We start from the raw sequence: 21,209 nt of genomic DNA, 5'->3' as shown, positions 1-21,209 counted from the left end.
CAAGGTTTCGCCCTCCGCACAAAAAACCGGGGTCAGGTCATGCAATTGCGCAAGATGCGCAATTGCATGACCTGACCCCGGTTTTAGCTAGAAGGAAAAGGCGACGCTGAGGACCAGCGCTTGCTTCGATGGCGCCGTGTAGTAAGGCGACGTGCCCACGCCGGGCCCAAGCGACGAGGCGGCCACCCACGCCAGCTGGATGCTCCAGTCGCCCATTGCCCCGGCCAACCCAAAGCGGGCGTCGTAGCGGGCCGGTACGTCCTCGCCACCATGCGGCAGGTAGCGCAGCACGCCGCCGTGGGCGACCAGCTTGAGCTTATCGTGCAGCGGGTAGAAGCTGTTCGCTTCCACGTAGGCCGTGCGCAGGTCGCGCCCGAAATAGTGGGGCGAGTAATAGATCCGCAACCCCAATCGCTCGGATGCCAGGCCCGCATACCATTCGCCATAGTCGCTGTCATGCGCGCGGCTGAATTGCGATGCGCTGGCGCCCGCCTCCCAGCTCCAGCCCGACGCGAGCCGGCGCGCCAAACCGCCGTAGGCCGTCAACTGCGCGAGGTCGCGCTCGCGCAGGTTGGCGCCGGCCACCTGCGCGCCCGCGTACCAGCCTTGCGGACTGTCGTAATTCAGGCCCAGTTGAGCCGATGGATCGCCGTCGCTGAGCGACAGGCCACGGAAACGGTAATCCGATTGCAGCGCCACGCTGCCGCTGGTCTGCGCGGCCGCGCCGCCCGCGCAAAGCAGCAACGACAGCGCCACGGCCGCCTTCACGGCCGGCGGCTGGACTGCAGGGTGACGGCGGCGCATGAGCAGGTACAGGCGCCCGTGGTGTTGGCGATGGTGGCACATGCGTCGATGGTAGCAGCATTTGGCCCCCGGCCCGGCACCAGCAGGTGTTCCAGTTGCGCGCCGTTGGCGCCGGGCCGCAATTCGGCCAGCAGCGCCAGCATGCCCGTCACGTGGGCCGCCGCATAGGAGTTGCCCGACACGAAGCGCCAGCCGCCGCCCGCCAGGCTGGCCGGCACATCCTGCCCCGGCGCCAGCACGGCGCCGCCCAAGGCCGGCATAGTCGCCGCCGCCGCGCCGCTGCGCGCCTGCTGGGCCACGGCGATCACGCCGGGATGCGAGACCGGGAACGCGCGCGACTGACTTTGCGGGTCGATTGCGCCCACTACGCTGATGCCGCGCGCCAGCGCCGCGTCCAGCAGGCGGTCCAGCAGCCGGTCCGGTGGTCCGGACAAACTGAGGTTAATGATGCGCGCGTCATGCACGATGGCGTAATTGAGCGCCTTGCCCAGCGTGAAGCTGCTGCAGCGTGCCCCCTGCCCGCCCTGCTGCCAGCAAGCGCGCAGGCCCATCAGCCGCACGCCCGGCGCCACACCGAGAATGCCCTGCCGGCCGCCGCGCGCGGCGATGATGCCAGCCACCGCCGTGCCGTGCGCCTCGGGCAGGTAGCTGCTGCCGTCGACAAAGTTCTCGGTGCTGGCCAGTTGGCCGTCCAGGTCGGGATGATGGCCATCGATGCCGCTGTCGACCACGGCCACCGATACGTCGCGTCCCGTGGCCGCGTGGTGCAGTTCGGCCACGTGCCAGTAGCGCGCACTCGGCTGGACCGGATACAAGGTGGGTGCCGCGCCGTCCATGCCCGTGTAAAGGGACACCGGCTGCGCCCACTCCACGCGCGGATCGCGCGACAGCAGTTCGGCGATGCGGGCCGGCTCGCCACCAGCCGGCGCCTCCAGCACGTAGCAATCGACACCTAGCGTGGGCATGGGCCAGTCGCTGACCAGCTTCAGGCCGTGCATCCGCGCCAGTTCCTCGGCCAGGCGATGACGCGCGCCGCGCCCGCCATCGTCCAGATAGCGGCCGCCGTAGCCGGCGTCCGGCCGGAAATGGGGCGGCGGCAGGCGCAGCATGACCAGCAACTGGCGCTCGGCGAGCGCGGCCTCGCCGGATGGGGTCGCACCGCCATCAGCTTGCGCCGCCACGGCGGCGACGCCGGCGACGGCTTGCGAGCCCGCGCCGGCTTGCGGGCCCGCGCCGGCCTGCGCGCTGGCCACTGGCCCGGCGAGCGCCAGCACCGCGGCCACTAAGGCCGGCATTACTGCTTTCGCCTGCGGCAAGGTGTTCACGGCAGCGCTCCTCCATCCAGCGTCTCGGCCAACGCCACGGCCGGCTCCGCCCGCAGGCGCGCGCGGGCCGCACGCGGGTCGGGCACGCTGAGCAGATAGGCATCCGTCACGGTGGGCCCGTCCACCACATGCGCACCGTTGGCTTGCAGGATGCGGCGCATGTCCCGTTCCGCAGTCTCAGGCTTGAACACGACCACCAGGTTGCCGGCGGCCGCGCCGGCACCCAGAACATGGTAGGTGCCTTGCTCGGCTGCGGGCCGCGCCAGCAGCAGCCCCAGCCCCGCGATGACCATGAACTGGGCGGCCACCGCCCAGCGCAGCCAGGATGAGTCGTTGGCGGCGGCGCGGCGCCACCAAGGCCGGGCGGGCGCAGGCGCAGGTGCAGGTGCGGCTGCGGGCGCATGTGCGGGAGCCAGCGCGGGTGCGGGTATGGGTGCCAACGCAGGTGCCGATTCGGATACGGGTGCCGACACGGGCACAGATACGACCGGGTCGAGACGTGGCATCAACGCGGCCAGCGCCCGTTCCACGTCCAAGCCGGCGGCCAACCCGACGTTGGCGTTGGCGCGGGCATCGGCGCCATCATCCGGCAGCGCGGCCGCCGCCTGCACGTGGCGTTCGAAGTCCAGCTCGGCGCGGCAGGCCGCGCAATTGGCCAGGTGACGGCGCACGGCCGCACTGTCGGTGGCATCGAGCCGGTCCGCCGCGTACCAGGGCAGCAATGCCCGTGCGGCCTCGTGCGCTGGATCGTCCAGCTGGATAGTGTGGCCGTTCATGAATAATCCTCCATCTGGCTCGCCAACAATTCCTTTAACTTGTGGCGCGCGTGAAACATACGGGTCTTGACCGTGTTGACGGGACAGCCAACCACTTCCGCGATCTCCGCGTAGCCCATCTCGTGATCATAGGTGAGCACCATCACCACCCGTTGCGCCAGTGGCAACTGGGCCAGCGCCTGCTCCAGCACCTGCCGCAACTGCCGCCCTTCCAGCACGTGGTCCGGCTCCAGTTCCGGGCCGGCCGGGTAGGACTCGGTATCGCATTCGAGCGGCTCGTCGCTGCCGCGCAAACCCTTCAGCGCCTTGCGGTAGGCGATCGCGAAGATCCACGTCGACACCTGGCAACTGCCGTTGTAACTGGCCGCCTTTTGCCACACCACCAGCATGGTGTCGTTGATGACCTCCTCGATCAGCGGCACACTGCGCAACATGCGGCCCAGGAAACGGCCCAGGCGGGGGAAATAGGCGCGGTACAGCTGTTCGAACGCGTGCCGGTCGCCGGCCACGATGCGCGCCAGCAGGCCCGCCTCGCCGCCGCCGGCCGCTTGTCCGTCCAGATTCCGCCCTTCCCGCATCGTCACTCTCCTTGGTCGCCTGTTAATGCATCCAGGCAGCAAAAAGGTTCTATGCCCGCGTCCAGACCATGCTATCACCACGGGCCGCCGCCGGCGCGCGCTGTCACGTACTGATAATTGTCTGTCGCGAAATAACAGTGACATGCCGTCACTAATCTCGTACAGTGGTCACCATGCGCAAGGCTTAGCAAAATAATCACAACGAGACACCCGCAATGAGCGATCAGCACACCGCGTCCATCCCCAGCAAACCCCTGTTTCAATACTATGCCGCCATGACCTGGCTGTTGGCTTTTCTTGCCTGCCTCTACATCGGCAGCAGCACCTTCCGGGTCTACCAGCACAAGCGCCAGCTGGAACAGCAGATAGCCCAGCAACTGCAAAACGTGGCGCTGGCGTCGCGCCGTTCGCTGGAATTGCAATTGTCGCAAGTGGTGACGACCGAGAACCTGGTTGCCGACGCGCTGGGAGATCACATGCCGCCCGACCTGGCCAGCGCGACCGGACAGCAAGTGGCCAGGCTGCAAGCACTGCTGACCCGGGAAGCGGCCGGCAATGACGATATCGAACTGCTGGGCGTGGCCGGCGGCGATGGCCGTGTGCTGTTCATGTCGAACAACGTGACCACTGTGCATGAGGGCGACCGGATCGACGTCTCCGCCGTGCGCGCCCCTGCCACCCAAGCCCCCGTGATCGATGTCTACCAGGGCGGCCCCCATTCGGCCTGGCCCAGCGGCTTTGTCGTGACGCGTCCCGTGCGGGGTGCGGACGGCTTGCCGCGCGCCTTCGTCTTCGCGCTGCAAAGCCATGACGCTTTCCAGCGCCGGCTGAAGGAACAGGAACAGGCCGGCTTTTCGCTGGGCCGCCACAGCGTGGTCGCGATCGTCCAGGTGGCCGGAAACCGGCTGGCGTTCCGCTACCCGATGGCCGACGCCGTCATCGGCGCCAAGGTCCCGGTCGTCGAGCGCCAGCCCTTCCGCGACCATCCGCATCTGAGCTACTGGATCTCGCCTTACGACCACATCAAGCACCTGGTGTATGAACTGCCATTCGCCAACGGGACATTCCTGCTGCGGGTGGAAGCGGCCGAGCTGGACTTCCTGGCGCCGTGGTACGCGGAACTGGTCTTCAGTGGCGTCAGCGCCCTGTTGCTGCTGACGGCGCTGGCGCTGCTGCAGCGGCTGGTGCGCCAGGGCGCGCGTCAGGCGGCCCAGCTGCAATTTGACAAGGAACAGCTCGACATCGGCGCCCGCGCCATGGGTCGCCTGATCGCCACCGCCCCCGTGGCGCTGGCCCACGTGCGGCTGGACGATGGCTTGCTGCTGCGCGCCAACCCCGCCTTCGGCAGCCTGTTCGGCGCCATGCCGGGCGAGCAGTTGAAAGTGGCTGAGGCGCTGTTCGCCGATACGGCCGTGTGGCGCGAACTGTGCGCCGGCGCCCGGCTGGCCGGTGCAGCCGAGGGCCGCAGCATGGAGGTGACGCTCAAGGTGGGCGATAGCACGCGCCACGCGCTGGTGTCGGTAGCGCCGCTGCCGTCCAAGCGCGACGAGCCGCGCGAACTGCTGCTGAGCTTTACGGACACGGAGGCCCAGCACGCGCGCGAACAAGCACTGGCCAGCATCGCCTACTCCGACCCGCTGACCCGGCTGGCCAACCGCCGCGCGTTCTTCCAGCAAGCCGACGCCGCGTTCGCCATCGCCAGCCGCTACGAGCGTCCGCTGGCGCTGCTGATGATCGACCTCGACCACTTCAAGCACGTCAACGATACCTATGGCCACGCGGCTGGCGACGCCGTGCTGGTGCGCACCGCCAATTGCCTGCGCCACAGCGTGCGCCATGCCGACCTGCCGGCGCGCCTGGGCGGCGAGGAATTCGTCGTGATGCTGCCGGAAACCACCCTGGCCGAGGCGCTGGAGACGGCCGAGCGCATCCGCCGCACCATCGAACAATCGCCACCGGCCGAATTCGAAGGACGCGCCATCCCCGTCACCGCCAGCGTGGGCGTGGCCATGATGCACAGCGACAGCAAGGGCATCGAATCCATCCTCAACGAAGCCGACATGGCGCTGTATGACGCCAAGGAAACGGGCCGCAACAAGGTGGCCACATCCACGGCGGCCCGCGCGCCGCAAATGGCGGATGCGGCCGCACGCTAGTGAGCCGCCGCCGCGCGCCATCGATGCGGCTAGCACACTGTCACCGATGTGGCAGAATGGCGGCGACGAACACGGAACCGGCAGCAGCCGCCATCCAGGAAGCACATGCAAAAGTTAAACTCAGAACTCAACCGGCTCTATCTGCAACCGGGAGCCAACCCGGCCGGCGCACCCGCGCTGGTCGCGGCCGACGGCAACACGCGCGCCATCACCATCTCCTTCAACCCGGCCTCCGGCGAGGACGATGGAGAACATTGGACGCGGCTGTGCGCCGTGGCCAACGCCTTGCAGACGGAGCTGGGCCTGCCGGCGCCAGCCGTCAGCATCACCGGCACCGGCTACCGGCTATGGCTGTCGCTGGAGACGCCCATGCCCGAGGCCAAAGTCGCGCACTTCCTGACGCTGCTGGGCGCGGCCCACCCGCAAGAGCTGGACGACCATGCGGGCGCGGGCGCACCGGCACAACTGCCGCCGTATGCGCTGGCTAGTGGCGAGCAATGGGCCGCGTTCATCCATCCGGAACTGGGTGCATCCTTCGCCAGCGAGCCGGCACTGGACATTGAACCACCACAGGCCGGTCAGGCAGCCTTGCTGGAAGGCTTGCACAGCATCAGCGCGCAGCAGTTCGCGCACGCCATGCTGGAGCTTGAGGCCAGACAGGCGCACACGATGCAGGAGCCTGAGGCGCGACAGGCGCCCGCGCCAAAAGCCGCCCCATCCCCTGCTCTCGAACCTGCCCCGGCACCAAGCGCGGCAGCGCCGCAGGACTTGCTGCTCAAGGACGCCACGCTGGAAGACATCGTGCGCTTCCTGCACGCGCGCAATATCGAACCGACATTCCGGCATCTGCTGCCGAAATAGCCGAACGCACGGACTGCCGCACGCGCCGTTCAGGCCGTTCAGGTCGCACGCGCCGTTCTGGCCGCGCTGCCCGAGCTGGCCAGGGCCCAGGCAGTCCCACATCAGGATGTCATGCGATCCCAGCCGGCCTTCACGGCCTCCTTGAATTTTTCCCAGCGCGACTCTGGATACGTGCGCTGCCACTCCTCGCGCAGGGCCGGCTCGACATCATCCCAGGCGCTGCCCTGGTAGGTGGTGCTGTTGGCCATCGATGCGCCATAGCGATAGGCCGGGTCATACTCCTGGTAAGTGCCGCCGGTGTAGGAGAACGTCTCCGTCCAATGGGAGCGGAAATACGTCTCTTCACTATCGCCGAAATCGTCTCCGCGCTGGATATTCAGGCTGTCCTGATTAGGATGCGGATAGATGCGCGTGGCACCGCCCACCTCGCCGCCCTCGCCCGGCAAGGGCGCATCGGACGAAGCGCGCTGCATCGAACCAGCCATGGCGCCGCCTTGTTGCGACGCATGTCCCGCCGGCGGCACGCCCGATGACGGCGGCTTGCCCGCCCAAGACGTATCGCCCGAAGCGGACGACGTGCCCGTCCAGGGCGCCTCCCCCGAAGCAGACTGCGTATCCGTCCAACGCGTCTCACCCGAAGCGGACGGCGCCGCGCCGCGCTGCGCCTGCTCGCCTTGCGGCGCCCCCATGCCGGACTGATGCAGGTCCGGGCTGGCGCCACTGCGTTGCCCCGCGTCCTCGCGGGCACGCTGCTGGCCCATGTCGGCCGGACCGAAGGCCTGGACGATACCAGCGGCGCGCTCGGCCTGCTCGCGGCTCGCGGCACTGACGGTCAGCACCACATGGCCGCGCCGGATCGCCTCGGCATACATGCGCTGATCGTCGTGTTCCGTGCCGAACAGGCGGCCGAAGAAATGGCGCACGCTGTCGAAAAAGTTATCGTCGGTGGCGCCGGGGCTGGCGGTGGTGTCGAATTGCCGCGAAGCGCCACCGGCGCTGGCGGCATCGCTCAACTGGATGTTGTGGCTGTCAAAGCCGGCGCTGATCAGCGCGTCGCGCGCGTAATTGGCGTCGGTACGGTGCTCGAATACAGCGGCCAAGGTATGTGTCATGGTGAACTCCCCCCGAAAAATAGCGGCGCCAGGTTGAGGCGCCGCGACCGTCTTTATGTGACGACCGAGTGTACGCCGCCCTTTGCGGCGGCAGCGCGTGATTGGTATTCGGGCAATGAAACGTTCTGTGAGTTGATGTACCGAGCGGGCATGCACCTGGCAGGGCTTATTTCCTTTTGCCGAAGCTTGTTGTGTTTCATTTTCTTTAAGTGTATAGTTAGCCATATGGATAACTATCGAGTTGCGCTGGACGCGATCTTCCACGCTTTATCGGACCCGACGCGCAGGGCCGTGGTGCAACAACTGGCCGCAGGCCCGGCGACCGTCAGTGCCTTGTCAGAGCCGTTCGACATGGCACTGCCGTCGTTCATGAAGCACATGCGGGTACTGGAAGAGTCTGGCCTGGTAAGCAGCAGCAAGAGCGGGCGGGTGCGCACCTGCACGCTCGAACGGGACAAGCTCGCCGCAACCGAGCGCTGGTTCGAGCAGCAGCGCGCGCTCTGGAGCAACCGATACGACAATCTGGACAACCTTTTGGAACAACTGCAAGGAGACGACAATGGCAGATAAGCTTCAGTTCGATTTTGTGCTCAACAAGGAAAAAAGCACCCTCACCGTGACGCGCGAATTTGCCGCCCCACGGCAATTGGTCTGGGATTGCCATACGCAGAGCGCTTTGCTCGACCGTTGGTTCGCGCCCAAACCCCTGAGCACCAAGACCAAACATATGGAGTTCGCGGAAGGCGGCTACTGGCACTACGCCATGATGACGCCCGATGGACAGGCATACTGGAGCCGCGTGGATTACCTGGCCATCCGCCCAATCGACAGCTATGCGACGCTGGATGGCTTCACCGATGAAACGGGTGTCGTCAATAAAGAGATGCCGCGTTCGCGCTGGGACGTCACGTTTTCGGACCTGAAAGAACACACGCTGGTCACCACGGTCGTGCATTACAACTCGCCGGAAGACGTGCAAAAGGTCATCGACATGGGCATGAAAGAAGGCATGACCTCCACCCTTGAGCGACTTGATGAGCTGTTGCTGACGCTGCGCGCGTGAAAAGCGGCCGGGCTGGGGATTGAATCAACCGGATCATTACTGCTTGGTAATGCGTCGTGCCGGATATGTTGATTACAATCAGTGTTACCGACTGAGATTCCATCAGTAAATTTTCGGAGTACAAGTCGTCGGAACGGCCTGCGGAGCAAAGGCGGTATGCCAGCGCCTGCCCCAGTGCGCAGGCTTACCAGTTCATTTCACTGAGCGCTCTTGTGGAGGTCGTCATGCATAGATTCAGCCCCCTTCTTACCTTCGTCGCCGCAACAACAATCACCGCTGTATTGGTCGCCTGTGGCGGCGGTTCCTCAACGTCAGCGACACCCGGCACGATCACTGCGGACACCAGTTTCTCGTCCATGTCGGGCACGGTTACTGGTTTCGGCAGTCTCATCGTTGATGGCGTCCGGATCGACAACCACGCCGTGCTCGCCGATAGCATGGATGCAGACGGCACCACCCAGCCCACCGAACTGAAGCTTGGCCAGCACGTCGAAGTGCAACATGACGCCAATCTTGTTGCCACTGCGGTACACGTGATGGCGGAAGCACAAGGTATCGTCGCCAAGGTCGATAGTACGGCCGGCACTATCGTTGTCGATGGCCAAACCGTCATGGTGAATACGGATCCGACGGCAGGACCGGTGACCGTATTCGGCGCCCCCTACACGGGCTTGGCCGACATCAAGCCAGGCGACCACGTCGAAGTCCATGGCCTCATCAAGGCCGTTGCTGGTGGTGATTCGGTGATCCAGGCCACCCGTATCGAACCAACCACACCCGGCGTGCATGACCGGGTGGCTGGCGTCGTGGCCGCGTTGTCCACCTCGGCCAAGACCTTCAAGCTGGGAGGGTTGCTGATTGATTATTCGGCAGCCAGCATTCTTCCCAACGGCGCGACACTGGCCAACGGTGTCGAAGTGCATGTCGCGATACCACTTGGAACGGTCACCTCCGGTGTTGCCGTCAAAGCCACGGTGGTGCGCATCAGCGACCATAGCAAAGACAGCCACACGCATCCATCTGAAGTCGGTGGTGCGATTGCCAGCGTCGATACCGCCGCCAAGACGTTCACGGTGGCCGGGGTGACGGTCGACGCCACGGCAGCGAACTACCCGCAGAATGGCCGCGGTTTCGCCGACCTGAAGGTGGGCACCTATATCGTGGCTACCGGCACCTATGACGCCGGCGGCGTACTCAAGGCAACATCGATCGTGGTGCGGGGAGCGGACGACGTCCAAACGAACGGCAACTCGGAACTGCATGGCACGATCCTGAACTATGTCTCACTCGCAAACTTCACGGTGCGCGATGTGACCGTCGATGCCAGCGCCAGCAAGCTGGGCGCCTCTTGCGGCGGCACCTTGGCCAATGGTGTACAAGTTGGCGTGGTCGGCACACTCAGCACCACGGGCGTCGTGAAAGCGACGAGTATCAGCTGTGAATCGGAAGTCGATGGCCAGTCCATCGTAGGCGGTAGTGGCGTTGCGAGCGCGGTGGACAGCACCGGCAAGACCTTCACATTGACGGCTGAAACGAAGACTTACACCGTCAAATGGACGTCGACGACGCTGTTTGTGCACGCTGATCCATCGACACTTGCGGGCAAACGCGTCGCCGTCGAGGGAACGGTGTCCGGCACGACGTTGACAGCCACAAAAATCGTCGGCACCGGCCACTAGGATCGGTCGGGCTGCGACAGCCTCCCGATCAGCAGCCCCGGCCGTAGGCCGGGATCAACTGATCGGGAGGTCAATCTCCCATGCATCACGGCGCATTCGTTGGTCCTTGTCGGTAAGGCAAGTCCTTCACAGTATGTGCACTCGCCAGTAATTCCATGGCGTATTGCCAGATCTAAAAAGCCAACAAAAAACCCGCGCCTCTTGCGAGTACGCGGGTTTTTTGCTGAATCTCTGGTGCCGCTTGCCGGAATCGAACTGGCGACCTTTTCATTACGAATGAACTGCTCTACCAACTGAGCTAAAGCGGCGAAGGCCCACATTCTAACAAACAATTCTCACAATCCGCTAGCCCCCGATGCAAAATAATTTCAGACTTTGAAAAATTGTCATTGCATCGGGCGCGGAATGGACTAGGTGGCCAAGCTGACGATCAACCTTGATGGTAGCCCGTCACCACCGCCACCTCGTCGCGCGAGCCCAGGAACACGGGAACGCGCTGGTGCAGCTTGTGCGGTTCGATGTCGAGGATGCGCTGCTTGCCGTCCGTGGCCGCGCCGCCCGCCTGCTCGACGATGAAGGCCATCGGGTTCGCTTCGTACATCAAACGCAGCTTGCCCGGCATCGACGTGTCGCGCAGGTCGGCCGGGTACATGAAGATGCCGCCGCGGTTCAGGATGCGGTGCACGTCGGCCACCATGGAGGCGATCCAGCGCATGTTGAAGTTGGTGCCGCGCGGGCCCGTGTCGCCGGCCAACAGTTCTTCCACGTAGCGCTTCACGGGCGGGTGCCAGTGGCGCATGTTGGACATGTTGATCGCAAATTCCTTGGTCTTGGCCGGGATCTGCATGTCGCGCTGGGTCAGCACCCACGAACCCATCTCGCGGTCCAGCGTGAAGCAGTTCACGCCGTGGCCGGTGGTCAGCACCAGCATGGTCTGCGGGCCGTACACGGCGTAACCGGCGGCCACCTGCTTGCTGCCGGCCTGCATGAAGTCGGCCTCGGTCGGCTCGCCCATGCCTTCCGGCGCCTTGAGCACTGAGAAGATGGTGCCGATCGAGACGTTCACGTCGATGTTGGAGGAGCCGTCCAGTGGATCGAACAGCAGCATGTATTCGCCCTTCGGATAGCGGTTCGGGATCGGGTGGATCGATTCCATCTCTTCCGACGCCATGGCCGCCAGGTGGCCGCCCCATTCGTTCGCTTCCAGCAGGATTTCGTTGGAGATGATGTCGAGCTTCTTCTGCACTTCACCCTGGACGTTTTCCGTCTCGGCCGTGCCGAGCACTTCGCCCAGCGCGCCCTTGCCCACCGAGTGGCTGATGGTCTTGCAGGCGCGCGCGACCACTTCGATCAGCAGGCGCAGTTCGGCCGGGATCGTGTTGTGCAGTCGCTGTTCTTCGACCAGGTATTGCGTGAGGCTGATGCGTTTCATGGATTCCCTTATGTTGTAGTCGTCATCAAAATAATTAGTTGGACAGCGCTTTGCTGATCACTTCCAGCACGTCGTTCGACAGCTTGGCGCGCGCGGCCACGCGTTCCAGCGCGTGGCGCATGTGCACCTGCAGCGCCGGCGCGTAACGGCGCCAGCGGTCCATGCTGCGCGCCAGGCGGGCCGCCACTTGCGGGTTGATCTTGTCGAGCGCGATCACCTGCTCGGCCCAGAAGTCGTAGCCGCTGCCGTCGGCCGCGTGGAATTGCGGCGGGTTGGCGTTGGCGAAGTTGAACAGCAGGCTGCGCGCGCGGTTCGGGTTTTTCAGCGTGAAGGCCGGATGCTGCATCAGCTTGCGCACGGCCGCCACGTCGGTGCCGGGGGCGGCAGCCTGCATGGCGAACCACTTGTCGACCACCAGCGCTTCGTGCTCGAAGTCGGCGTAGAAGCTGGCCAGGCTGGCGCTGGCGTCGGCGCCGCTGTGGATCAGGGCCGACAGCGCGGCGGCGCGGTCGGTCATGTTGGTCGCCTGTTCGAACTGCTGGCGTGCCAGCGCCAGGTCGTCGTCCTGCGGCGCGACCAGCAGGTAGGCCAGGGCCACATTCTTCAACGCGCGCTTGCCGGCCGAGACGGCGTCCGGGCTGTAGGCGCCGGGGGTCTGGTTGGCGTGGTACTGGGCCAGCAGTTCCGGGCGCAGCGCGGCGCCGAGGGTGCGGCGCATGAACTGGCGCGCGCCGTGGATGGCTTGCGGGTCGACCACGGCCACCTGTTCGGCGATGATGGTTTCGGACGGCAGGATCAGGGTCAGTTCGCGGAAGGCCGGGTCCAGCGTGTCGTCCGTCAGCACGTTGCGGAAGGCGGCGATGAAGGTGTCGTCCAGCGCCAGCGTGTCGCCGGCCGCCACGGCGCTGGTCAGCACCAGCAGGCGTTCCATGGCCAGCCGCTGGCCCGCTTCCCAGCGGTTCACGGGGTCGCTGTCGTGGCTGAACAGGTGCAGCAGTTCGGCGTCCGTGTAGTCGTATTCGAGCACCACGGGCGCGGAGAAGCCGCGCAGCAGCGATGGCGTGGGCTTGGCGTCGATGCCCTTGAAGCGGAAGGTTTGCGTGGCCTCCGTCAGTTCCAGCACCACGGTGGTGGGCGCGTGCTTGGGCGACGGCGCGCCGTCCAGCCGCAGCGGCAGGTCCTTGCCGTTCGCGTCCAGCAGGCCCACGGCCACGGGGATGTGGAACGGCAGCTTGTCGGGCTGGCCGGCGGTGGCCGGGCAGCGTTGGCTGAGCGTGACCTCGTAGCAGCGCGCGCCCACGTCGTAGCGCGTGCTGGCCGTCACCACGGGCGTGCCGGCCTGGCTGTACCAGCGCTCGAACTGGGTCAGGTCGCGGCCATTGGCGTCGGCCATGGCGGCGCGGAAGTCGTCGCATTCCACGGCCTGGCCGTCGTGCCGTTCAAAGTACAGGTCCATGCCTTTGCGGAAGCCGTCGCGGCCCAGCAAGGTCTGGTACATGCGCACCACTTCGGCGCCCTTCTCGTACACGGTCACCGTGTAGAAGTTGTTGATCTCGACGAAGGAGTCGGGCCGCACCGGGTGCGCCATGGGGCCGGCGTCCTCGGGGAACTGGGCCTGGCGCAGCGTGCGCACCTGGTCGATGCGGGTCACGGCGCGGCCGGTGTCGGTGCCGATCATGTCGGCCGAGAATTCCTGGTCGCGGAACACGGTCAGGCCTTCCTTGAGCGACAGCTGGAACCAGTCGCGGCAGGTGACGCGGTTGCCGGTCCAGTTGTGGAAGTACTCGTGGCCCACCACGGCTTCGATGCCGGCATAGTCGACGTCGGTCGCCACGCGCGGGTTGGCCAGCACGTACTTGGTGTTGAAGATGTTCAGGCCCTTGTTCTCCATGGCGCCCATGTTGAAGTCGCCCACGGCCACGATCATGAAGCGGTCCAGGTCCAGCTCCAGGCCGAAGCGCTCCTCGTCCCAGCGGATCGAGTTCTTCAGCGACTGCATGGCGTAGTCGGTCTTGTCGAGGTTGCCCTCCTCCACCCACACCTGCAGCAGCACTTCGCGGCCGGACTTGAGCGTGTAGCGCTCCTCCTGGCACACGAGGCGGGCCGCCACCAGCGCGAACAGGTAGGACGGCTTCTTGAACGGATCTTCCCACTTGGCGTAGTGGCGGCCGTCGCCCAGGTCGCCTTCCTCGATCAGGTTACCGTTCGACAGCAGCACCGGATAGCGGGCCTTGTCGGCGCGCAGCATCACCGTGTATTTGGCCATCACGTCCGGGCGGTCGGGGAAATAGGTGATGCGGCGGAAGCCTTCGGCCTCGCACTGGGTGAAGAAGTTGCCGTTCGAGACGTACAGGCCCGACAGCGTCGTGTTCTTCACGGGCGCGCACAGGGTTTCGATTTCCAGCACCACCTCGGCCGGGGCCTTGGGGATGGTCAGCGAGGTGGGCGTCAGGCGGTACTGGCTGGCGGCCAGCAGCTTGCCGTTCAGGCGCAGCTGCACCAGTTCGATTTCCTCGCCGTGCAGCACGATGTCGCGGCCCTTGCTGGCCGGATTGCGGTGCATGGTGATGCGGTTGGCGACGATGGTGCGGTCCGGATCGAGGTCGAAGCCCAGTTCGACGGTATCGACCAGGTAGGCCGGGACGGTGTAATCCTTGCGGAAGATGGTCTGGGGGCTGCTGTCTGTGCGCATGGGAGCTCGGGTGGGGGGCGGAATCAAGGACCTATTTTACCAATACCGGCCCCGGCGCGAGAGGTTTTGGGTGCGGCGTGCGTGCAGTGCCGGCAACAATTTTGTAGCGACATAAACAGAACTGTATTAATGTTTACCATTATGGATATGTTATTACTCGTTCTATCGCTGCCCACGGAAAACGCCGCCGCCCGCATGCGCGCCTGGCGCGCCCTCAAGGCGTGTGGTGCGGCCGTGCTGCGGGATGGGGTCTACCTCATGCCGGCGCGCGCGCACTGCCGCGCCACGCTCGATGCGATCGCCACCGACGTCAACGACAATGGCGGCCAGGCCTGCGTCATGGCCGCCGCCCCGCCGCCGACGCTGGACGTGCCGGCCCTGTTCGACCGCGGCGGCGACTATGCCGCGCTGCTGGCCGACATTGAACAGGCGCGCACCAGGCTGTCCAGGGACGGCTTGCCCGAAGTCCTCAAACAAGCGCGCAAGCTGCGCAAGGCCTACACCGGCATTGTCGAGATCGACTTTTTCGCGGGCGCTGCCCAGCGCCAGGCTGAAATCGCGCTGGGCGAACTGGAGCAGGCGTGCGCCAGGGCGGCCGCCCCCGACGAACCACAGCCAACGGCGCACGCGATCACGCCGCTGGCGATCGCCGATTTCCAGCGCCGCACGTGGGCCACGCGGCGGCGTCCGTGGGTGGACCGGCTCGCTTGCGGCTGGCTGATCCGCCGCTTCATCGATCCGGAGGCGACCATGCTCTGGCTGGCCGCGCCGGCCGACTGCCCGCCATATGCGCTGGGCTTCGATTTCGACGGCGCCGCCTTCAGCCACGCTGGCGACCGCGTCAGCTTCGAAGTCCTGCTGGCGAGCTTCGGGCTAGCCCAGCCCGCGCTGCGGCGCATGGGCCAGCTGGTCCACTACCTCGACGTGGGCGGCGTGCAGCCGCCGGAGGCGGCCGGCGTCGAGGGCATCCTGGCCGGATGGCGCGAATCGATCGAGGATGACGACCAATTGCTGCAAGCGGCGTGCGCGCTGTTCGATGGCCTGCTGCTGTCGTTTCAGGATGCCGCCGCCGTTCAGGAGAACACACCATGACTACCCCCACCCCAGCACGCCCCGCCTACACCATCGGGCAATTGATGCGCTACTTCCTGCGCCTGGGCGCGCTCGGCTTCGGTGGCCCGGTCGCGCTGGTCGGCTATATGCACCGCGATCTGGTCGAGCAGCGCGGCTGGATCTCGGAGGCCGACTACAAGGAAGGGCTGGCGCTGGCGCAGCTGGCGCCCGGTCCGCTGGCGGCCCAGCTGGCGATCTACCTCGGTTATGTGCACCACCGCATCGCCGGCGCCACGCTGACGGGCCTGGCCTTCGTGCTGCCCTCGTTCCTGATGGTGGTGGCGCTGGGCTGGGCCTACGTCAATTTCGGCGGCCTGCCCTGGATGCAGTCCGTGTTTTACGGCGTGGGTGCGGCCGTGATCGGCATCATCGCCATGAGCGCGAAAAAACTGACCGAGAAAAGCATAGGCCGCGACAAACTGTTGTGGGCGCTCTACCTGTTGCTGACGGCCGTCACCGTCGTCACGGAATCGGAAATCGCGTGGCTGTTCATCGCCGCCGGGGTACTGGTCTGGATCGTCCGCGCGCCGCCCAAGTGGTTGAGCAGGCCGGGCATGAATGGCCTCGCTGCCGCCCAATTGCCGCTCGCCGGCGCCTGGTCCGGTCTGGCCGACCCGTCGCTGCTGCTGCAGGTCGGGCTGTTCTTCGCCAAAGCCGGCGCCTTCGTGTTCGGCTCCGGACTGGCCATCGTGCCATTCCTGTACGGTGGGGTCGTGACCGAGCATCACTGGCTCAACGACCGGCAATTCGTCGACGCCGTCGCGGTGGCGATGATCACCCCCGGGCCCGTCGTCATCACCGTGGGATTCATCGGCTACCTCGTGGCCGGCCTGCCGGGGGCGTGCGTCGCGGCGCTCGGCACGTTCCTGCCGTGCTATCTGTTCACCATCATCCCGGCGCCGTACTTCAAGCGCTACGGCAAGCTGCCCTCCGTGGTCGCCTTCGTCGACGGCATCACGGCGGCGGCCATCGGCGCCATCACGGGCTCGGTGATCGTCATCGCCAAGCGTTCCATCGTCGACCTGCCGACCGCCGCGCTGGCACTGGCCACCGTCGCCTTGCTTTGGAAATTCAAGAAGCTGCAAGAGCCTGTGATCGTCGCGGCGGCCAGCCTGCTCGGCCTCGCCATTTATCCGCTGGTGCATTGAACCGGCAAGGCAGGCAGGCCGCGTCGCTTCGGCCAGGCGGGGACAAGTTGCAGGTTTCCCCACGGCCGTAACATTCTGTAATAATCATGCGCTAACGATAACTTCGTCATAGACTAAACGATGGAACATTCATTGTGGAGAGGTAACGTCATGAAATCATTCGCCATCGTGGCGGCCGGCGCCACCCTGCTGTTGAGCGGCTGCGCGACGACGATCCGTAGCGACGTGACCGCATTCAACGACTGGCCGGCGGACCTGAGCAACAAAGCCTACGTGTTCACTGCGCCACCGCCCAACGAGGACACGCTGGAATACCGCAGCTACCAAGTGCTGGTGCGCGATGAACTGGGCAAGCTGGGCTTCAGCCAGGCGGCCGACGGCACGCACGCCGGGCTGCTGGTCGGCATGCGCTTCAAGACCGTGGACCAGCCCATCCGCGTGCTGACGGCCACCGACCCGTTCTGGCCCGGCCCATATTGGGGACCGGGTTGGGGACCGGGCTGGGGCCGTTATCCGTACTACCGCTACGGCTACCGTCCGTTCTTCTATGATCCCATGTTCAATGGCACGCTGGAAGTGGAAGAAGGCGTGCGTCACCAGTACGAGCGCCAGCTCAACATCACCATCAACTCGGACACGGGGCGCAAGCTGTACGACGTCACCGTGCACAACGTGAGCCGGGTGCAGGCCACGCCGCACGTGATGCCGGCGCTGGTGCACAGCGCGTTCGCCGGCTTCCCCGGCCAGAGCGGCGTGCCGCACCAGGTGGACGTGAAGATCGACGCGAAAATGATGGAGGACGAAGCGCCGGCCGCGCCGGCGCCAGCGCCTGCCGCGAAAGAACCGGCGCCGGCCGCCAAATAAGCCGGCGTCAGCGCATCAGGGCCGGCCCCTTGGGTCTGGCCCTGGTTTCAAGCGGCTCCGCCCGCTCAGGAATAGTACGCCTCCGCCCCCAGCGTAATCGCCCCGATCAGCATCACCGCCAGCACCAGCACGATCAGCAGGCGGCCGAACTTGGGCGAGCCGTCGCCGCCGGACGCGGGCTGTCCGCCCGCTTCAGGCCCGCCGCTCATGGCAGCAGGATGGACGAACCCATCGTCTTGCGCGACTCCAGGTCGATATGGGCCTGCGCCACATCGGCCAGGTTATAGCGCTGGTGCACCGGCACCTTCACCTCGCCGCTGCCCACCACCCCGAACAGCGAAGCGGCCGCCGCTTCCAGGTCTTCGCGCCTGGCCGTATAGTTCATCAGCGAAGGCCGCGTGATGAACAGCGAGCCGCGCGAGGCCAGCTCATTGAGGCTGAACGGCGGCACCGGGCCGGACGCGTTGCCGAAGCTGACCATCATGCCCAGCGGCGCCAGGCAATCGAGCGAGCCCGTGAAGGTATCCTTGCCGATCGAGTCGTACACCACGGAGACGCCCTTGCCGCCCGTGATCTCGCGCACCCGCTCGACGAAGTTCTCCTTGTTGTAGTTGATGACGTGGGCCGCGCCGTTGGCCAGCGCCAGCGCTGCCTTCTGGTCCGAACCGACGGTGCCGATCAGGTTCACGCCCAGCACGCGCGCCCACTGGCACGCGATCAGGCCCACGCCGCCGGCGGCCGCGTGGAACAGGATGGTGTCGCCAGCCTTGAGTGCCACCGTGCGGTGGAACAGGTACTGCACCGTCAGGCCCTGCAGCATCATGGCGGCCGCCGTCTCGAACGGGATCTGCTCGGGCAGCACCAGCAGCGCGGCGGCCGGCATGTTGCGCGCCTGCGCGTAGGCGCCGTTGGGCCGGCCCGCGTAAGCCACGCGGTCGCCCACCTTGACGTGGGTGACGCCAGGACCGACAGCCTCCACCACGCCAGCCCCTTCCATGCCCAGCCCGGCCGGCAGCGGCTGCGGATACAGCCCGGTGCGGAAATACACATCGATGAAATTAACGCCGATCGCCTCGTGGCGCACCTGCGCCTCGCCGGGGCCCGGCGGCGCCAGCGTTACATCGATCAGCTCCATCACTTCGGGCCCGCCGGTGCGGGTCATCTGTATCACTTTCGTCATGCCGGCCTCCGTGGTTGGCTCAGGGTCAGGGCTGCGCGCGCAGCTGCAACTGGGACAGTACCAGATGCGCCGACGCCATGTTGGTGGCGCAAGGCGTATTGTGCACGTCGCAGGCGCGCACCAGCGCGTTGATGTCCGGTTCGTGCGGCTGCGGCGTCATCGGGTCGCGCAGGAAGATCACGCAATCGATCATGCCTTCCACCAGCAGCGAGCCGATCTGCAGATCGCCGCCGAACGGGCCCGAATGCTTGCGGTCCACCTGCAAACCCACCTCATTGACCAGGCGGCCGCCCGTGGTGCCGGTGGCCACCAGCGTGCAACCGCTGAGGAATTCGCGGTATTCCGTGGCCAGCGCGATCATGTCGTCTTTTTTCTTGTCGTGGGCAATCAGGGCAATGCGGGTTTTCATAGCGTGATCCGTAGTTGGGGTGAAAGACAAGGTGGTGCTACTTCTTCGACAGCAGATAAATCCCCGCCAGCACCAGCGTGGTGCCGGCCAGCTGCCAGGGGGTGATCGGCTCGCCCAGGATCAGCGCGCCGAGGAACAAGGTGGAAACGGGGCCTATCATACCCGCTTGCGAGGCCGTACTGGCGCCGATGCGGGCCACGGCGAACATCGTCATGAACACCGGCATCACCGTGCACAGCAAGCCGTTGACCAGCGACAGCCAGTACACGGGCGCCGGCTGCACCAGCAGCGCGGCCGGGCGCAGCAGGAAGAACTGGCCGATGCAGGCCGCGCTGGACACGCACATGGCGTACGACACCAGCCGCAGCGAGCCGAGGCGCTTGACCATCTCGCCCGAAAACAGCAGGTAGATGGCGTAGGCGATGGCCGAGCCCATCACCAGCGCCGCGCCCAGCGCCACGTTGCCGCCGCCGCGCAAGTCGTGCAGGAACACCAGCACGATGCCCGCATACGAGGTAGCCAGCGCCAGCCACTGGGCGCGCCGGATGTGCTGGCGCAGGAACACGGTGGTCATCAGCAACACGAAGGTGGGCGTGAGGAACAGGATCAGCCGCTCCAGGCCGACAGAAATGTATTGCAGGCCGAGGAAATCGAGGAAGCTCGACAGGTAGTAGCCGAGCAGGCCCAGCGCCGCCAGGCGCCAGCGGTCGGCGTTCGACAGCGGCGGCCCCTTGCGCATCTGCCATATGGCGATGGCGGCGAACACGGGCAGCGAGAACAGCATGCGGAACGCGATCAGGGTGACGGCGTCCAGGTGGTGGCGGTACAGCAGCTTGGCGACGACCGCCTTGGTGGAAAACAGCACGGCGCCGCCGATGGCCAGTCCCAGCCCGCCCAGAAAGGCGGCGCGCGCGTGCGGCGCGGGGTGGGAGACCGTCAACTTGTTATCCATGCGGGAATTGTAAGGGCAAACCAGCAACATCGCTCGCCCCCCAATAAAAACGGGCCCGGCTGCATGGCAACCGGGCCCGTTTTACGTGCGCTGACGCGATCGCTTAGCTGATCGCGACGGCGGCGCTACCGGCCGTGACGGTGGCCGTGGTCACGCGCGCCACCACGTTGGTAGGGGCGTTGCTGCCCACCAGCTTGTTGGCTTGCTTGAACTGGGCCGTCATCTTGCCCGGGGTCAGGGTGACCACGGTGTAGCCTTGGGCATCCGTGTTCACGTGCTTGAGCCATGGGTTGTTGCCCAGGGCGGCCAGTTGCTGGGCCAGCGCCAGCAGGCTGACGCTGAAGTCGCTGCTGGCCTTCAGGCCGGCCATCACGGCGCTGACGGTCGGGTCCAGCTGCGCTTCCGGCAGGCCCTTGGCGGCCAGCGCGCCGCGCAGTTGCACGCGCAGTTGCTCCAGCAGGCTGTCCACGGTCGGCGCGGCCTTGCCCATGGTGTAGTCGAGCAGGTCGAAGCTCAGGGCCAGCGTGCCCACGCCCGGCACGGGCACGTTCACCGGGTAGGTCACCAGCGTGCTGATGTCGCCCAGCGCGGCGGCGGCGGACTTCAGGTAGCTGAAGAACGAATCGGAGCTGATGCCGGCCGTGACCAGGTCCACCATCACCGGCGTGCCGCCGTTGGCCGCGTCGTAGTCGTCGTTGACGGTGCCGGCGAAGAAGGCGTGGATGTCGCCCGTGATCGCCACCACGTTGCTGACGTTGTTGGTCTTCAGGTGGCTCATCAGCGCCTTGCGCTCGCTGTTGTAGCCGTCCCACTGGTCGCAGTTGATCAGGAAACGGGTGAAGAACGGCGCCAGCGCGGCCTTCTTGGCGGCCGGCAGGTAGACCGAATTGGCCTTGTTGGCCTGGATGTCGGGCTTGATCCAGCCGAACGCGATGGTCTGCGCGGCCGATGCGGCCTGGGCGGTGGCGCCGGCTGGCGCGGCGGCCACGGCGGCGCCGTAGGCGGCCACGGTGATGCCGGCCTGGGCCGTCGTCAAGCCCGCGCCCACGGCGGCGGCGCCTTGCG

20 protein-coding genes and 1 tRNA gene are annotated in these 21,209 nt (G+C 66.0%); 8 read left to right on the top strand and 13 right to left on the bottom strand.

What is annotated here, in order from left to right:
* Nucleotides 1-87: 87 nt before the first annotated feature.
* The 4 genes from H3H37_RS13325 to H3H37_RS13310 are packed head-to-tail and all read right to left on the bottom strand — an operon-like array spanning nucleotide 88 to nucleotide 3,483.
* The gene (locus H3H37_RS13325; RefSeq protein WP_182163221.1) at nucleotides 88-804 is read right to left on the bottom strand and encodes a TorF family putative porin; all 717 of its coding nucleotides are present in this window, start codon (nucleotides 802-804) and stop codon (nucleotides 88-90) included.
* Nucleotides 765-2,129: a S8 family peptidase gene (locus tag H3H37_RS13320; protein ID WP_311197490.1), complete on the bottom strand. Its 1,365-nt coding sequence runs from the start codon at nucleotides 2,127-2,129 to the stop codon at nucleotides 765-767. The genes H3H37_RS13325 and H3H37_RS13320 overlap by 40 nt, the downstream gene beginning before the upstream one ends.
* Nucleotides 2,126-2,905 (bottom strand): zf-HC2 domain-containing protein, encoded by a 780-nt coding sequence (locus H3H37_RS13315; RefSeq protein ID WP_182163219.1) that lies wholly within the window; start codon nucleotides 2,903-2,905, stop codon nucleotides 2,126-2,128. Before H3H37_RS13315 ends, H3H37_RS13320 begins: the two co-directional genes overlap by 4 nt.
* Nucleotides 2,902-3,483 (bottom strand): RNA polymerase sigma factor, encoded by a 582-nt coding sequence (locus tag H3H37_RS13310; RefSeq protein WP_182163217.1) that lies wholly within the window; start codon nucleotides 3,481-3,483, stop codon nucleotides 2,902-2,904. Before H3H37_RS13310 ends, H3H37_RS13315 begins: the two co-directional genes overlap by 4 nt.
* Nucleotides 3,484-3,698: 215 nt before the next feature.
* Between H3H37_RS13310 and H3H37_RS13305 the strand changes: the two genes are divergently transcribed.
* Entirely contained in the window at nucleotides 3,699-5,639 is a 1,941-nt protein-coding gene (locus H3H37_RS13305; protein WP_182163215.1) for a diguanylate cyclase, read from the top strand.
* A 105-nt stretch (nucleotides 5,640-5,744) separates the two neighbouring features.
* Entirely contained in the window at nucleotides 5,745-6,500 is a 756-nt protein-coding gene (locus H3H37_RS13300; protein WP_182163213.1) for a hypothetical protein, read from the top strand.
* Between the two features lie 101 nt (nucleotides 6,501-6,601).
* Here the strand turns inward: H3H37_RS13300 and H3H37_RS13295 are convergent, their stop codons facing one another.
* Nucleotides 6,602-7,612, bottom strand: a complete 1,011-nt coding sequence (locus tag H3H37_RS13295; protein WP_182163211.1) for a hypothetical protein — start codon at nucleotides 7,610-7,612, stop codon at nucleotides 6,602-6,604.
* A 225-nt stretch (nucleotides 7,613-7,837) separates the two neighbouring features.
* On the opposite strand from H3H37_RS13295, the gene H3H37_RS13290 reads away from it, so the two are divergent.
* The 3 genes from H3H37_RS13290 to H3H37_RS13280 all read left to right on the top strand — a co-directional run bounded on the left by H3H37_RS13290 (nucleotide 7,838) and on the right by H3H37_RS13280 (nucleotide 10,354).
* Entirely contained in the window at nucleotides 7,838-8,182 is a 345-nt protein-coding gene (locus tag H3H37_RS13290; protein ID WP_182163209.1) for an ArsR/SmtB family transcription factor, read from the top strand.
* On the top strand, nucleotides 8,172-8,675 hold the full coding sequence (locus H3H37_RS13285; protein ID WP_182163207.1) for an SRPBCC family protein: 504 nt from the start codon (nucleotides 8,172-8,174) through the stop codon (nucleotides 8,673-8,675). Before H3H37_RS13290 ends, H3H37_RS13285 begins: the two co-directional genes overlap by 11 nt.
* Nucleotides 8,676-8,899: 224 nt before the next feature.
* Nucleotides 8,900-10,354: a DUF5666 domain-containing protein gene (locus H3H37_RS13280; protein WP_182163205.1), complete on the top strand. Its 1,455-nt coding sequence runs from the start codon at nucleotides 8,900-8,902 to the stop codon at nucleotides 10,352-10,354.
* A gap of 232 nt (nucleotides 10,355-10,586) precedes the next feature.
* Here the strand turns inward: H3H37_RS13280 and H3H37_RS13275 are convergent.
* The 3 genes from H3H37_RS13275 to pepN form a co-directional block, all read right to left on the bottom strand.
* Nucleotides 10,587-10,662, bottom strand: a tRNA-Thr gene (locus tag H3H37_RS13275).
* Between the two features lie 122 nt (nucleotides 10,663-10,784).
* Nucleotides 10,785-11,786: a class 1 fructose-bisphosphatase gene (locus H3H37_RS13270; RefSeq protein ID WP_182163203.1), complete on the bottom strand. Its 1,002-nt coding sequence runs from the start codon at nucleotides 11,784-11,786 to the stop codon at nucleotides 10,785-10,787.
* A gap of 34 nt (nucleotides 11,787-11,820) precedes the next feature.
* Nucleotides 11,821-14,478 (bottom strand): aminopeptidase N, encoded by a 2,658-nt coding sequence (pepN, locus tag H3H37_RS13265; protein WP_182163201.1) that lies wholly within the window; start codon nucleotides 14,476-14,478, stop codon nucleotides 11,821-11,823.
* Between the two features lie 147 nt (nucleotides 14,479-14,625).
* On the opposite strand from pepN, the gene H3H37_RS13260 reads away from it, so the two are divergent.
* From H3H37_RS13260 to H3H37_RS13250, 3 genes are all read left to right on the top strand, one after another.
* Nucleotides 14,626-15,570: a chromate resistance protein ChrB domain-containing protein gene (locus H3H37_RS13260; protein WP_229218824.1), complete on the top strand. Its 945-nt coding sequence runs from the start codon at nucleotides 14,626-14,628 to the stop codon at nucleotides 15,568-15,570.
* Nucleotides 15,567-16,739 carry a chromate transporter gene (locus tag H3H37_RS13255; RefSeq protein WP_182163197.1) on the top strand — a complete coding sequence of 391 codons (1,173 nt, stop codon included), beginning with the start codon at nucleotides 15,567-15,569 and terminating at the stop codon, nucleotides 16,737-16,739. Before H3H37_RS13260 ends, H3H37_RS13255 begins: the two co-directional genes overlap by 4 nt.
* A 150-nt stretch (nucleotides 16,740-16,889) precedes the next feature.
* Complete coding sequence (locus H3H37_RS13250; protein WP_182163195.1) at nucleotides 16,890-17,603, top strand: DUF4136 domain-containing protein; 714 nt, start codon at nucleotides 16,890-16,892, stop codon at nucleotides 17,601-17,603.
* A gap of 65 nt (nucleotides 17,604-17,668) precedes the next feature.
* On the opposite strand, the gene H3H37_RS13245 is transcribed toward H3H37_RS13250, so the two are convergent.
* The 5 genes from H3H37_RS13245 to H3H37_RS13225 form a co-directional block, all read right to left on the bottom strand.
* The gene (locus tag H3H37_RS13245) at nucleotides 17,669-17,812 is read right to left on the bottom strand and encodes a hypothetical protein (protein ID WP_182163193.1); all 144 of its coding nucleotides are present in this window, start codon (nucleotides 17,810-17,812) and stop codon (nucleotides 17,669-17,671) included.
* Nucleotides 17,809-18,783 (bottom strand): quinone oxidoreductase family protein, encoded by a 975-nt coding sequence (locus H3H37_RS13240; RefSeq protein WP_182163191.1) that lies wholly within the window; start codon nucleotides 18,781-18,783, stop codon nucleotides 17,809-17,811. Before H3H37_RS13240 ends, H3H37_RS13245 begins: the two co-directional genes overlap by 4 nt.
* A 25-nt stretch (nucleotides 18,784-18,808) precedes the next feature.
* Entirely contained in the window at nucleotides 18,809-19,192 is a 384-nt protein-coding gene (locus H3H37_RS13235) for a methylglyoxal synthase (protein ID WP_182163189.1), read from the bottom strand.
* Nucleotides 19,193-19,229: 37 nt separating this feature from the next.
* The gene (locus H3H37_RS13230) at nucleotides 19,230-20,144 is read right to left on the bottom strand and encodes a DMT family transporter (RefSeq protein WP_182163187.1); all 915 of its coding nucleotides are present in this window, start codon (nucleotides 20,142-20,144) and stop codon (nucleotides 19,230-19,232) included.
* 103 nt (nucleotides 20,145-20,247) lie between these two features.
* A partial coding sequence (locus tag H3H37_RS13225) for an alkaline phosphatase D family protein (RefSeq protein ID WP_182163185.1) occupies nucleotides 20,248-21,209 on the bottom strand: 962 nt, incomplete at its 5' end.

This window comes from Rugamonas brunnea (assembly GCF_014042345.1).
GTDB lineage: Bacteria > Pseudomonadota > Gammaproteobacteria > Burkholderiales > Burkholderiaceae_D > Rugamonas > Rugamonas brunnea.
The sequence above is the reverse complement of the archived record's forward strand: the minus strand, read 5'-3'. Positions and strand labels throughout refer to the sequence as shown.

Bases quoted from the DNA above. Each gene is read 5' to 3' on its own strand.
- H3H37_RS13325 (WP_182163221.1), bottom strand. From the start codon at position 804: ATGCGCCGCCGTCACCCTGCAGTCCAGCCGCCGGCCGTGAAGGCGGCC.
- H3H37_RS13315 (WP_182163219.1), bottom strand. From the start codon at position 2,905: ATGAACGGCCACACTATCCAGCTGGACGATCCAGCGCACGAGGCCGCA.
- H3H37_RS13310 (WP_182163217.1), bottom strand. From the start codon at position 3,483: ATGCGGGAAGGGCGGAATCTGGACGGACAAGCGGCCGGCGGCGGCGAG.
- H3H37_RS13305 (WP_182163215.1), top strand. From the start codon at position 3,699: ATGAGCGATCAGCACACCGCGTCCATCCCCAGCAAACCCCTGTTTCAA.
- H3H37_RS13300 (WP_182163213.1), top strand. From the start codon at position 5,745: ATGCAAAAGTTAAACTCAGAACTCAACCGGCTCTATCTGCAACCGGGA.
- H3H37_RS13295 (WP_182163211.1), bottom strand. From the start codon at position 7,612: ATGACACATACCTTGGCCGCTGTATTCGAGCACCGTACCGACGCCAAT.
- H3H37_RS13290 (WP_182163209.1), top strand. From the start codon at position 7,838: ATGGATAACTATCGAGTTGCGCTGGACGCGATCTTCCACGCTTTATCG.
- H3H37_RS13285 (WP_182163207.1), top strand. From the start codon at position 8,172: ATGGCAGATAAGCTTCAGTTCGATTTTGTGCTCAACAAGGAAAAAAGC.
- H3H37_RS13280 (WP_182163205.1), top strand. From the start codon at position 8,900: ATGCATAGATTCAGCCCCCTTCTTACCTTCGTCGCCGCAACAACAATC.
- H3H37_RS13270 (WP_182163203.1), bottom strand. From the start codon at position 11,786: ATGAAACGCATCAGCCTCACGCAATACCTGGTCGAAGAACAGCGACTG.
- pepN (WP_182163201.1), bottom strand. From the start codon at position 14,478: ATGCGCACAGACAGCAGCCCCCAGACCATCTTCCGCAAGGATTACACC.
- H3H37_RS13260 (WP_229218824.1), top strand. From the start codon at position 14,626: ATGTTATTACTCGTTCTATCGCTGCCCACGGAAAACGCCGCCGCCCGC.
- H3H37_RS13255 (WP_182163197.1), top strand. From the start codon at position 15,567: ATGACTACCCCCACCCCAGCACGCCCCGCCTACACCATCGGGCAATTG.
- H3H37_RS13250 (WP_182163195.1), top strand. From the start codon at position 16,890: ATGAAATCATTCGCCATCGTGGCGGCCGGCGCCACCCTGCTGTTGAGC.
- H3H37_RS13245 (WP_182163193.1), bottom strand. From the start codon at position 17,812: ATGAGCGGCGGGCCTGAAGCGGGCGGACAGCCCGCGTCCGGCGGCGAC.
- H3H37_RS13240 (WP_182163191.1), bottom strand. From the start codon at position 18,783: ATGACGAAAGTGATACAGATGACCCGCACCGGCGGGCCCGAAGTGATG.
- H3H37_RS13235 (WP_182163189.1), bottom strand. From the start codon at position 19,192: ATGAAAACCCGCATTGCCCTGATTGCCCACGACAAGAAAAAAGACGAC.
- H3H37_RS13230 (WP_182163187.1), bottom strand. From the start codon at position 20,144: ATGGATAACAAGTTGACGGTCTCCCACCCCGCGCCGCACGCGCGCGCC.